The 13,620-nt window shown below is 67.8% G+C and carries 3 protein-coding genes; all 3 read right to left on the bottom strand.

Going from position 1 to position 13,620, the window contains the following annotated elements; translation table 11 throughout:
* Window positions 1-6: 6 nt before the first annotated feature.
* A complete protein-coding gene (dpgA, locus tag ABTZ59_RS03030) occupies window positions 7-1,113 on the bottom strand; it encodes a 3,5-dihydroxyphenylacetyl-CoA synthase DpgA (RefSeq protein WP_351389349.1) in 1,107 nt (368 codons plus the stop codon).
* Window positions 1,110-3,728, bottom strand: a complete 2,619-nt coding sequence (locus tag ABTZ59_RS03025; protein ID WP_351389345.1) for an amino acid adenylation domain-containing protein — start codon at window positions 3,726-3,728, stop codon at window positions 1,110-1,112. Before ABTZ59_RS03025 ends, dpgA begins: the two co-directional genes overlap by 4 nt.
* Window positions 3,729-3,897: 169 nt before the next feature.
* Window positions 3,898-13,443 carry a non-ribosomal peptide synthetase gene (locus tag ABTZ59_RS03020; RefSeq protein ID WP_351389341.1) on the bottom strand — a complete coding sequence of 3,182 codons (9,546 nt, stop codon included), beginning with the start codon at window positions 13,441-13,443 and terminating at the stop codon, window positions 3,898-3,900.
* Between the last annotated feature and the right edge of the window lie 177 nt (window positions 13,444-13,620).

The following is a 13,620-nucleotide window of genomic DNA, read 5'->3' as shown; positions in this document are numbered from 1 at the left end:
CTTTCATTACCAGCCCGCCAAGGCCATTTCGATGGTGGATCCGGGACCCATGGTCATGAATACGCCGAACTCACCCGGAGCGACGCGACCTTCAGAGGTCAACCGTTCGTACGAGAAAAGGAAAGAACCGCTCGACAGGTTTCCGTGGTCTCGGAGCACACCTGTCGTGTGACGCACATCGTTGCGCGTCAGACCAAGGTTCACGCGAACCGAGTCGACCACTTTCTTCCCGCCGGCATGCACTACCCAGTGGGATATGTCGGAACGCCGCAGTCCGGTTCCCTCGACGAGTCGCTCGAAGGCGACCTCGGCATGCGATCCCACCACATAGGGGACTTCGGGATCGAGATAGAAGCTGTATTTTCCATGTGAATCGTCCCACTCGTAACGCATGGCCTCAATCGCTTCTGGGACGATGCAACTGGAGAACCGCAGCAACGCCGGCCCGGTAGCCGGGTCCTCCTCATCCGCGTGCTCGGGCGCGCGCACCGCGACAGCGGCCGATCCGTCACCGAAAAGACTGTTGACCACCGACGTCCGCATCGTTCCGTCGAACACATACGCAGCCGAGCAGACTTCGACACACACCATGACCGCCAGCTCGCCGGGGTGTGCGGCCGCCCAATGGGCCACCGCCGTCAGCGCGTTCAGACCGGCGTTGCAGCCCATTCCCACCACGTCCAGGCGTGAGCAGTGCCGGTCGATCCCCAATTCCTCGATGAGCAGCGCGGAAAACCCCGGCGTGAGCAGGCCGGTGGACGTCACGACACACAGGTAACGCACATCGGCCAGTTCCGCGTTCGTGTTCTTCAAGCAGGCTTCGATCGCCTCGCGACCCATGGACAGACCCTGGGAACGCTGTTTACGCAGCAGGTCTCCCTGGGTCTCGGTGCCCCTCGTGCCGTCCGGCAACAGCGGTGGAAGCGTAAGCCCGCGACGTTCGATCGCGCTGTTCAGGAACACCGAGCGCACGCGCGGATCGGTGATATTGAATTCATCCAACAGCGCCTGCTGAGTGTATGAAGTTTTCGGAACCGAAGTGCCCACGCCAATAATTCCGGGGGACGTCACATCTACTCTCCAGACATCTGAACGAATGTACGCGTGCGTCACCGGTGGCAGGCACGTCGGGTGACCTCGGGGAAGGGGACGGCCACGGCGGCCAGGCCCGCGGGGCTCTGTCGCTCGAAAACCTGGCGGGCGGTGACGACGAGGCCGGCCTGCTGGGCCCGGGACACCAGACGCATCACCATGATCGAGTCCCCTCCGAGCAGGAAGAACGAGTGGTCGGCGCCGACCCTCTCGACGCCGAGCACCTCGGCGAACAGGGCGCACAGCGTCTCCTCCGCGGGCGTGCTCGGGGTGCGGCCCTCGGCGACCCGCGGACGCGGGGCGGGCAGTGCGGTCCTGTCGAGCTTGCCGTTCATGGTGAGCGGCAGAGCCTCCAGGACCACGACCGTCGGCACCATGTAGTTCGGCAGACGCGTTTCGGCGAACGCGGACAGGGCCGAGACGTCCACCGTCCGATGGGTGCCGGGCACCACGTAGGCGACCAGTCGCCGGTCACCCGGCCGGTCCTCGCGCACCACGACCGCTGTCTGGCCCACGCTCTCGTGGGCGGCGATCACCGCCTCGACCTCACCCGGCTCCACACGCATCCCGCGGATCTTGAACTGCTCGTCCACGCGGCCGGCGAACAGCAGTTGGCCGTCCGTCGTCCAGCGGGCGAGGTCACCCGAGCGGTACATTCGGGCGCCCGTGCCGGAGGGGCAGGCCACGAACCGCTCGGCAGTCAGTCCGGGACGACCGACGTAGCCACGGGCCAGTCCGGGGCCGGCGATGTAGATCTCCCCGGTGACACCGACCGGGACGGGCCGTAGTTGCTCGTCCAGCACGAACACCTGTGTGTTGCCGATCGGGCGGCCGATCGAGGGCGGCTGGTCCTCCGGCGTGATCGCCCGGTCGACCGGCCCGGCGGTGGTGATCACGGTCGCCTCGGTCGGACCGTAGGTGTTCCACACCTGGGCATCCGCGCTCCATCGGCCGGCCAGGGCCGCGTTGAGGCGCTCCGCGCCCAGCACCCAGTTGCCGACACCGGGGACCGCGCGCGGGTCCAGCACACCCAGCAGCGACGGAACGACACTGGCCACACTCACCCCGGTCGAGCGGATCATCCCGGCGAGCACCGCGGGATCGGCGCGCTCCTCGCTGGACGCGATCGCCAACGTGCCACCGGACGCCAGGGTGACCGCGAAGTCCAGCACCGCCCCGTCGAAGCTGAACGACGCGAATTGCAGTGCGACGACGCCTTCCGAGACGCCCAGCACCGGGCGCATCACCTCGGCCAGGTTCGCCACACCTCGGTGCGGGACGGCCACGCCCTTCGGCCGCCCCGTCGACCCCGACGTGTAGATGACGTAAGCGAGTTGTCCCGGGTCCAGGAGGGTTCCCAGCGGTTCGGCGGACTCGGCGGCGATCGCCTCCGCCTCCTGGTCCAGCAGGACGACACGCCCCGGACCCGTGGGAGTCCGCGGTACCGCTCCGCCCGTGCCCAGCACCACCACGGCACCGCTGTCGCCGATCATGTAGGCGAGTCGGTCCTCGGGGTACTCCGGATCGAGCGGTACATACGCGCCGCCCGCCTTCCAGGTCGCGAGGATGGACACCATCATGTCGGTTCCCCGCGGCAGGTGCAGGCCGACTCGGGTCTCCCGGCCGACGCCCAGGCCCGTCAGGTACCGGGCCAGCCGGTTCGCACGTTCGTCCAGCTCCGCGTACGACAGCATGTCCGGACCGCGGCGCACCGCGGTGGTGGCGGGCGACTGCTTCACCCACGTGTCGAACGCGTCCAGCAGCGTTCCCGAGGCGTTCGGCCGCACCGTGCCGTTCCGGTCGTCGGCCACCGGCAACCGGTCCGCGTCCATCGGCAACCGCTCCGTGGCCACCGGCATCCGGTCCGCGTCCACCGGCAACCGCTCCGCCGTGTCCGCGGTGCCATGGACGGGCCGGTCGTCCACTCCGTCCCCGTCGCCGGCCATCCGCGCGGCGATCGCCTCCAGCAAGGGGAGTGCCTGCTCGGTCAGATACATGTGCCCGCCGGGTATTTCGACCGTACGGAACTCCCGCGCGGTCGATGCCCGCCATTGGTCCAGCTGTCCGCGCGCCACAAGCGTGTCGTCCGCGCCGCGGAGTGCGGTCACCGGTATCGGCAGCGGTGGCTCGTCCCGAGCGGGCCGGTAGCTCTCGTGCATGACGGTGTCGGCGCGGAGCACCGGCAGCAGCAACGCCCGCAGGTCAGGGTTGTCGAACGCCGGGGGACGGAATCCGGTGATCTCCTCGACGTGAGCGGCCAGCGCGTCGTCGTCGAGTCCGCTGGACGGCGGCCGCTGTTCCCACGGTCCCGCCGCCCCGCTGACGAAGACGTGCCGCAGCCGGTCGAAGCCCCCGGCCAGCAGTTCCCGAGCGGTCTCGTACGCCAGGACGGCGCCGAGGCTGTGCCCGAAGAGCGCGACCGGACGGGTGTCCTCCGCGGTCAGCCGGACCGTCTCCGCCGCCACATAGCGCGCCGCTTCCCGCACGTCGGTGTACGGGGTCTCGGTGAACAGTTCCTCGCGCCCGGGGAGCTGCGGGGCCAAGACGTGCACCCCGGGGACACCCAGGCGGGCCCACGGACGGTACAGCCCCGCGCCGCTCCCCGCGAAGGGGAGGCACACCAATGAAAAGGACATCTCAACACCACTCCACTTCCAAGTCGTCTCGCCCTCGCCTTGTGGCGTGGACTTCGTGTTGCACGGGATGCCGACGGCTTCCAGGCCCTCCGCCGCGACGTCGCCGGTGAGGCCGAGCGATCCGAGGTCGACGGTTGTCGCTCTGCTTCTTGACGGAGTTACGGAGCGGCTACTTGTCTTCGCCTCGCGACCTGCGTCGCAGCAGGGGACGCCGTGCGTCGCCCGCCCCCGCCAATCGGCGTCCCAGGTCGGCTACGTTCGGTGCTTCGAACAGGTCTCGTATGCTCAGTTCCGCGCCCAGTACCCGGCGGATGCGGCTCACCAGCCGCGTCGCGGAGAGTGAATGTCCGCCGAGGTCGAAGAAGTTGTCGTCGATTCCTACCGAGCTGACTCCGATGACTTCGGCGAACAGGCCGCAGAGGATTTCCTCCTGTGGCGTCCGTGCTGCCCGTCCCGATACCGCGGTTTCCATCTGGGGGGCCGGCAGTGCGTTGCGGTCGACTTTTCCGTTCGGTGTCAGTGGCAGCGCTTCCAGCACCACGAATGCCGAGGGCACCATGTAGTCCGGCACTACCCGTGCAACGTGATCACGCAGTGCCCAGGTCTCGGCGGCGGATCCGTCCGTCACCACATAGGCCACGAGGCGTCGATCGCCGGGCTGGTCCTCGCGGGCCGTCACCACCACTGCCGATACCGAGGGGTGCCCGGCTACTGCGGCTTCCACCTCGCCCAGCTCGATCCGGAATCCACGGATCTTCACCTGGTCGTCGGCCCGGCCCACGAACTCCAGACATCCATCCGCCCGCCACCGCACCACATCACCAGTGCGGTACATCCGAGTGCCCGACGCCCCGAACGGATCCGCCACGAACCGCTCCGAGGTCAGGGCGAACCGGCCCAGGTAGCCGCGCGCGTTCTGCTCACCGGCCAGGTACAGCTCGCCCGGCACGCCCGGCGGCACCGGCCGCAGCCCCGCGTCCAGGACGTACGCCCGCGTGTTGTCCAGCGGCCGGCCCACCACCGGGGACGGACAGTCGTCCACCCGCGCCACCAGCGCGTCCACCGTGAACTCGGTCGGCCCGTAGTAGTTGACCACCTCGACCCCGGGTACCTCCCGCAGTTCCGCCCACAGGCCCGGCGGCACCGCTTCCCCGCCGAGCAGGAACAGCGCCGGGCGCCACGCCCCGGCCAGCAGGCCGGCGTCCGTCAACTGCCGTCCGTACGAAGGCGTGACGTCCAGGGCGTCGATCCGGTGTTCACGGACGTAGGAGACGACGGCCTCGGCATCCCGGCGCCCGTATTCGTCGAGCACATGCAGCTCGTGCCCGGCCACCAGCCACAGCAACTGCTCCCAGGAGGAGTCGAAGGAGAACGACGCGGTGTGCAGCGCGCGCACCCGCCGGCCAAGCCGCGCCGCGACCGGCCCGTACAAGTCCCGCTCGTGGTCCTGGAAGAGCCGGGTCAGGCCCGCGTGCCGCAGGACCACGCCCTTCGGCGCGCCCGTGGACCCCGAGGTGTAGATGACGTAGGCGGCGTGCTCCGGATGCACCGGCACCTGCGGCAGCGGCTGTGCCAGTGCCCACCGCTCCTGGGTCTCCGGGTCGTCCAGCACCAGCGCCGGTACGCCCACCACCCGGTCGGCCGCGGCCCGCGTGGTCACCACGCACACCGGCGCCGCGTCCTCCAGCATGTACGCGAGCCGCTCCACCGGGAGGTCCAGGTCGAGCGGCAGGTAGACCGCGCCCGCCTTCAGTACGGCCAGCAGTGCGACCACCGTGTCCACGGACCGGGGCACGGCCAGCGCCACCACCGCGTCCGGACCCGCACCGGCCGCGGCGAGCAGGGCCGCCAGCCGGCCCGCCCGCTCATCCAGTTCGGCGAAGGACAGCCGCTCGCCGCCCGCCACCACGGCGACGGCGTCCGGGACCGCGGCCGTCGACGCGGCGATCAGGTCGGGGAGCAACCCGGTGGGGGGTTCTGTGTGGGTGTTGTTCCATTCGGTCAGTATTCGGTGGCGGTCCGTGGGGGAGAGGATGTCGATCTGTCCCACGGGGCGGTCGGGGTCCTGTGCGAGTGCTTCCAACAGACGCACCAGGCATCCTGCCATCCGTTCGACGGACGCTTCGTCGAACAGATCGGTGGCGTATTCGATGGTTCCTTCGATGCCTTCGGGAGTGCCTTTGTCCCGGCTTCGTTTCTCCGCCAGGTTGAAGGCCAGGTCGAATTTGGCGACACCGGGCAGCGCGGACTGTGGTGACACTTCGATGCCGGGGAGTCGTATGCCGTCGCCCGTGGTGTTGTGGAAGGCCAGCATGACTTGGAACAAGGGATGAGATGCCGTTGATCGTGCCGGGTTGAGTGCCTCGACGAGGCTCTCGAATGGCAGGTCCTGGTGTGCGTATGCTTCAAGGTCGGTTTCGCGGACGCGTGTTACCAGTTCCCGGAAGGTCGGGTCGCCTGAGGTGTCGGTTCGCAGGACGAGTGTGTTGACGAAGAATCCGATCAGGTTGTCCAGTCCGTCGTCTGTTCGTCCGGCGATCGGTGTACCGATGGGGATATCGGCGCCTGCTCCCAGTCGGGTCAGCAGTGCCGCGACGGCGGCTTGCATGACCATGAACACACTCGCGCCACTGTTGCGGGCGAGGTCGACCACGCCTTGGTGAACGTCCGCCCGCAGGCTGAATGTCACCTGGTCACCATGGTGAGAGGCGCTTGTCGGGCGCGGGCGGTCTGTCGGGAGTTCCAACTGTGTGGGAATCCCGGTCAGCGATTTCCGCCAGAACGACAACTGTCGGGAGAAGATGCTGTCCTGGTCGTCCTCGTTGCCCAGCAGCTGTCGCTGCCACAGCGTGTAGTCCGCGTACTGCACCGGCAGCGCGTCCCACCGTGGAGTGCGCCCCTGCGCCCGTGCCGTATACGCGGACTCCAGATCCCGGGCCAGTGGCACAGATGACCATCCGTCGGCGGCGATGTGGTGCATCACCAGCATCAGCACACATTCCTGCGGGCCGAGCGTGAACAGCCATGCCCGGAAGGGCAGTTCGGACCCCAGATCGAACGGACGCGCAGCTTCCGCCGCCAGGCGCTCATCCAGCTCCCCGGGACCGACCTCCACCACTCTCAAAGCGCCCGCAGGCACCCCGTCCACGCTCAGGATCCGCTGATAGGGATCGCCTTCGGCGTCCTCGGGGAATACGGTCCGCAGCACCTCATGGCGCCCGACCACGTCTCCCCAGGCTGCCCGCAGCGCTTCTGCGTCGACAGCCCCGCGCAACCGCAGAACGAAGGGAACGTTGTAGGCCGCACTCGCGGCGGCATCCTCGAAACGGTTGAGGAACCAGAGCCGGAGCTGCGCGAACGACAACGGAATCCGCTCGGGGCGTTCCATCACACCCAGCGCCGGTCGTGCGTCGCCCGCCCCCGCCAACCGGCGTCCCAGGTCCGCTACGTTCGGTGCTTCGAACAGGTCCCGAATGCTCAGCTCCGCGCCCAGCACGCGGCGGATGCGGCTCACCAATCGCGTCGCGGAGAGTGAATGTCCGCCGAGGTCGAAGAAGTTGTCGTCGATTCCTACCGAGCTGACACCGGTGACCTCGGCGAACAGGCCGCAGAGGATTTCCTCCTGTGGCGTCCGTGCTGCCCGTCCCGATACCGCGGTTTCCATCTGGGGGGCCGGCAGCGCGTTGCGGTCGACTTTTCCGTTCGGTGTCAGTGGCAGCGCTTCCAGCACCACGAATGCCGAGGGCACCATGTAGTCCGGCACCACTCGTGTCACGTGATCACGCAGTGCCCAGGTCTCGGCGGCGGATCCGTCCGCGGGCACGACGTAGGCCACGAGGCGTCGGTCGCCGGGCTGGTCCTCGCGGGCTGTCACTACCACTGCCGATACCGAGGGGTGCCCGGCGACTGCGGCTTCCACTTCGCCGAGCTCGATCCGGAATCCACGGATCTTCACCTGGTCGTCGGCCCGGCCCACGAATTCCAGACATCCGTCGGTCCGCCATCGCACCACATCGCCCGTGCGGTACATCCGAGTGCCCGACGCGCCGAACGGATCCGCCACGAACCGCTCCGAGGTCAACCCCCGACGGTTCAGATAACCACGCGCCAGACCCGCACCCGCCACATACAACTCACCCGCCACACCCACCGGAACCAGACTCAACGACCCATCCAGCACATAGGCGCGGAGGTCGGGGATCGGCCCTCCGACGAGGCTGGCGGCGTCCGGGGTCACCATCTTCTCGGTCAGCGCGATGTGGCTGACGTGGACCGTCGTCTCGGTGATCCCGTACATGTTGACGAAGGCAGGGACTCGGTCCCACCGCTCCTCGTACCAGTCCCTCAGCTTCGGCAGGTCGAGCTTCTCGCCGCCGAAGATCACTGTGCGCAGGGACAGATCGGCCGCCGGCCCGCCGTTCTCCCGGATCGCCTCGGTCAACTGGTGGAAGGCGGAGGGTGTCTGGTTGAGCACGGTGACACCTTCTCGGGCCAGCAGCCCAAGAAAGTCCTGGGGCGAGCGACTGACCAGGTACGGGACGACGACCAGCCTGCCACCGTGCAGAAGTGCTCCCCAGATCTCCCATACGGAGAAGTCGAAGGCATAGGAGTGGAAGAGGGTCCACACGTCGTCCGGCCCGAAGGTGAAGAGGCCGAGCGTGGACGAGAGCAGTCGGCACACATTGCGGTGGGTGACGACGACGCCCTTGGGGCGGCCGGTGGAGCCGCTGGTGTAGATCGTGTAGGCGGGATGGTCCGGCAGCAGCGGGGCGACGCGGTCGGCGTCCGTCGGGTTGCTGGTGGGCCGGGTGCTCAGCAGGTCATCGGGGATATGGGCGAGTACGAGGAAGGGGTGAGCGTCCTCCCTCAGGTACGTGGTGCGCTCGGCGGGCTGCTCAAGGTCCAGAGGGAGGTAGGCCGCGCCCGCCTTGAGGGTGGCCAGGACCGCGACGACCATGTCGAGGGAGCGCGGGAAGGCCAGGGCGACGGTTTTCTCGGGACCCGCGCCCTGTGCGATGAGGTGGTGGGCGAGCTGGTTCGCGCGAGCGTTGAGCTCGGCGTAGGTAAGGGTGGTTCCCTCGTGGGTCAGGGCTGCCGCATCGGGTGTACGGGCGGCCTGCCGCTCGAACAGGTCGGGGAGCAACCCGGCGGAAGGTTCCGTCTCGGTGTTGTTCCATTCGGTCAGTATTCGGTGGCGGTCCGCCGGGGAGAGGATGTCGACCTGTCCCACGGGGCGGTCGGGGTCTGCTGCCAGTGCTTCCAGTAGACGCACCAAATACCCTGCCATCCGTTCGACGGACACTTCGTCGAACAGATCGGTGGCGTATTCGATTATTCCGTCGATGCCTTCGGGAGTGCCGTTGTCCCGGCTGCGTTTCTCCGCCAGGTTGAAGGCCAGGTCGAATTTGGCGACACCGGGCAGTGCCGACTGTGAAGACACCTCGATGCCGGGGAGTCGTATGCCGCCGCCCGTGGTGTTGTGGAAGGCCAGCATGACTTGGAACAAGGGATGAGATGCCGTTGATCGTGCCGGGTTGAGTGCCTCGACGAGGCTCTCGAATGGCAGGTCCTGGTGTGCGTATGCTTCAAGGTCGGTTTCCCGGACGCGTGTTACCAGTTCCCGGAAGGTCGGGTCGCCTGAGGTGTCGGTTCGCAGGACGAGTGTGTTGACGAAGAATCCGATCAGGTTGTCCAGTCCGTCGTCTGTTCGTCCGGCGATCGGTGTACCGATGGGGATATCGGCGCCTGCTCCCAGTCGGGTCAGCAGTGCCGCGACGGCGGCTTGCATGACCATGAACACACTCGCGCCACTGTTGCGGGCGAGGTCGACCACGCCTTGGTGAACGTCCGCCCGCAGGCTGAATGTCACCTGGTCGCCGCGGTGAGAGGCGCTTGTCGGGCGTGGACGGTCTGTCGGCAATTCCAACTGTGTGGGAATCCCGGTCAGCGATTTCCGCCAGAACGACAACTGTCGGGAGAAGATGCTGTCCTGGTCGTCCTCGTTGCCCAGCAGCTGTCGCTGCCACAGCGTGTAGTCCGCGTACTGCACCGGCAGCGCGTCCCACCGTGGGGTCCGGCCTTCCGCGCGTGCGGTATACGCGGACTCCAGATCTCGGGCCAACGGAACAGATGACCATCCGTCGGCGGCGATGTGGTGCATCACCAGCATCAGCACACATTCCTGCGGACCGAGCGTGAACAGCCACGCCCGGAAGGGCAGTTCCGACACCAGATCGAACGGACGCGCGGCCTCCGCCGCCAGACGCTCATCCAGCTCCCCGGGACCGACCTCCACCACTCTCAAAGCGCCCGCCGACACCTCGTCCACGCCCAGGATCCGCTGATAGGGATCGCCTTCGGCGTCCTCGGGGAATACCGTCCGCAGCACCTCATGGCGCCCGACCACGTCCCTCCAAGCCGCCCGCAACGCTTCTCCGTCGACGGCCCCGCGCAACCGCAGTACGAAGGGAATGTTGTAGGCCGCACTCGCGGCGGCATCCTCGAAACGGTTGAGGAACCAGAGCCGGAGCTGCGCGAACGACAACGGAATCCGCTCGGGGCGTTCCATCACACCCAGCGCCGGCCGTGCGTCGCCCGCCCCCGTCAACCGGCGTCCCAGGTCCGCTACGTTCGGTGCCTCGAACAGGTCTCGTATGCTCAGTTCCGCGCCCAGCACGCGGCGGATACGGCTCACCAATCGCGTCGCGGACAGTGAATGTCCGCCGAGATCGAAGAAGTTGTCGTCGATCCCCACCGAGCTGACACCGGTGACCTCGGCGAACAGGCCACAGAGAATCTCCTCCTGTGGCGTCCGTGCTGCCCGTCCCGATACCGCGGTATCCATCTGGGGAGCCGGCAGCGCGTTGCGGTCGATCTTTCCGTTCGGTGTCAGTGGCAGCGTCTCCAGCACCACGAACACGGACGGCACCATGTAGTCCGGCACCACCCGCGCAACGTGATCACGCAGCGCCGACACCTCGACACCGGACTCGTCCGCCGTCACCACGTACGCCACGAGGCGTCGGTCGCCGGGCAGGTCTTCGCGGGCCGTCACCACCACTGCCGATACCGAGGGGTGCCCGGCGACTGCGGCTTCCACCTCACCGAGCTCGATCCGGAATCCGCGGATCTTCACCTGGTCGTCGGCCCGGCCCACGAATTCCAGACATCCATCGGTCCGCCACCGCACCACATCACCAGTGCGGTACATCCGAGTGCCCGACGCCCCGAACGGATCCGCCACGAACCGCTCCGAGGTCAACCCCCGACGGTTCAGATAACCACGCGCCAAACCCGCACCCGCCACATACAACTCACCCGCCACACCCACCGGAACCAGACTCAACGCCCCATCCAGCACATACACCGACGTGTTGTCCAGCGGACGACCGATGGACGGACCGCGCACGACCTCGCCCTCGATCGTCGCCGCGGTGGACCAGACGGTCGTCTCCGTCGGGCCGTACACATTCAGCACCCGGCACCCGAGATCCTGAAGATCGCCGCACAGACTGCCCGGCAGGGGTTCGCCACCGACCAGAACACGTAGTCCCCGGATCGGTTCCGTGTCGAATCCCATCAGCATCTGCCAGAGGGAGGGCGTCGCCTGCATGATGGTGACGCCCCACTTCTCCATGATGCCCAGCAGGGGTCCACCGCCGCGGACGTCCTGGTGCGAGGCGAGAACGACAGCGGCGCCGCTGAGCAGCGGACCGAAGATCTCCAGTGCCGCGATGTCGAACCCGACCGTGGTGACCGCGAGGAGCCGGTCCTCCTGGGTGAAGGACACCCGCTTCCGCATGGCGGCCAGCAGATTCCCCACATTGGCCAACGTGACAGTGACGCCCTTGGGGCGGCCGGTGGAGCCGGAGGTGTAGATCGTGTAGGCGGGATGGTCCGCCAGCAGCGGGCAGGCCCGCTCCTCGTCGTCCATGTCGTCACCGGACAGACCGGCCAGTTCCTCCAGCACACCGGCCTCGTCCACCAGCAGCGCGTCCGTCCCCTCCGGCAACCGGGACACGACCTCCTCGACGGTCACCACCACCGCGGGCTTCGCGTCCCCCAGCATGAACGCCACCCGGTCGGCCGGCAGATCCGGATCCACCGGCAGATAGGCGCCACCGGCCTTCAGCACCGCCAGCAGACCCACCACCATCTCCACCGAGCGCGGCAGCATCAACGCCACCACCCGCTCCGGCCCCACCCCACGCGACATCAGCAGCCGCGCCAGCCGGTTCGCCCGCGCGTTCAGCTCTCCGTACGACACCTCCACATCCCCGAACACCACCGCCGTGGCCTCCGGAGCCCGCACCACCTGCCGCTCGAACAGGTCGGGGAGCAACCCGGCGGGAGGTTCCGTGCGGGTGTCGTTCCATTCGGTCAGTAGCAGGTGACGGTCCGCCGGGGAGAGGATGTCGATCTGCCCCACGGGACGGTCGGGATCCTCCACCAGCGCCTCCAGCAGACGCACCAAACCCCCCGCCATCCGCTCGACGGACACCTCGTCGAACAGATCAGGGCGGTAGCTCAGTCGCAGCAGGACACGCTGTCCGGTGAGAGCGGCGACGAGGTTCAGTGGGTAGTGGATTCCGTCGTAGCCCTTGAGCCCGGAGATGCGGAGACCTGGAGCGGGGGAGACGATGCTCTCCCGGTCCACCGGGTAGTTCTCGAACACGACCAGTGTGTCGAACAGTTCGCCGGCGCCCACCCACTCCTGAATGTCGGTGAGCCCGACGTGCATGTGGTCGAGCATCTGGGTGTGCCGGTCCTGGGCCCGTTTCAGGAGGTGGGCCAGGGACTCCCCGGCCGCCAACCGGATCCGCACGGGCACCGTGTTGATGAACAGTCCGAGCATGCCCTCGATGCCCGGAATATCTGCCGGGCGGCCGGCCACAGTGGTCCCGAAGACCACGTCGTCCTGTCCGGTCAGGCGGCCGAGCAGGAGGGCCCATGCCGCCTGCACCACGGTGCTCATCGTCACGCCGGCGTCGCGGGCGTATCGCTGTAGCGCGCCGGTGAGTTCGGTGGGCAGGAAGCGCTCGGTCTGGGCCGGTGCGATCGGTGCGCGGGCCCGGTGTGCCGGCGCCAGATGGCAGGACTGCGTGAGGCCTGCCATGTCCTTGCGCCAGGCGGACTCGGAGACCGATCGGTCCTGGCGCGCGAGCCAGGCCAGGTAGGTGTTGAACGGTGTGACGCGCGGCAGGCCGGAGTCGTCCCCCGGTGTCTGGTAGAGGGAGAACAGGTCCCGGAGCAGGATGGGGACGGACCAGCCGTCCAGCAGGATGTGGTGATGGGTGATCACCAGCCGGAATTCCTGGTCCCCCAGGATCAGCAGGGTGAAGCGGATCAACGGCGGCCGAGTGGGGTCGAAGCGCTCTTCCCGTTCCCCTGCCGTCAGTCGGTCGGCTTCCGCCTCACGTTCGGCGGGGCTCATCCCGGAGAGATCGCACTGTCGCCAGGGAAGCACCACCTCCCGGGGGATGAGCTGGACCGGCTGTCCCTGCGCGCTGTGCCGGAACGCGGCCCGGAGATTCGGGTGCCGACGGAGCAGAGCCTGCCCGGCCGACCGCAGTACCTCGGGATCCAGCCTCCCCTGGAGGCTGACGCTCACCTGCGCGGTGTAGACGTCAAGGCTCTGCGGGTCGTAAAGGGCATGGAAGAGCAGTCCTTCTTGCAGCGGCGACAACGGCCAGACGTCTTGCAGTCCCAGCTTCATGCCTGCGGCACCTTCCACTCTGCTACGAAATTGGTCAATTCTTTGTGGCGACAGACCATCGCGCCCGTCGTCGCGGAACCGAGGTGAATCCCGCGCGACGAGTGGGCGATCGGCCGGCCATGGCCGACTGTCCGGAAATGGCGCCGGGAATTCCCGTGGCGACCGGGCGCCGGTGAA

This window comes from Streptomyces sp. NPDC094034 (assembly GCF_040303865.1).
Taxonomy (GTDB): Bacteria; Actinomycetota; Actinomycetes; order Streptomycetales; family Streptomycetaceae; genus Streptomyces.
This window is presented reverse-complemented; position numbering and strand designations above follow the sequence as displayed.

Bases quoted from the DNA above. Each gene is read 5' to 3' on its own strand.
- ABTZ59_RS03025 (WP_351389345.1), bottom strand. From the start codon at position 3,728: ATGTCCTTTTCATTGGTGTGCCTCCCCTTCGCGGGGAGCGGCGCGGGG.
- ABTZ59_RS03020 (WP_351389341.1), bottom strand. From the start codon at position 13,443: ATGAAGCTGGGACTGCAAGACGTCTGGCCGTTGTCGCCGCTGCAAGAA.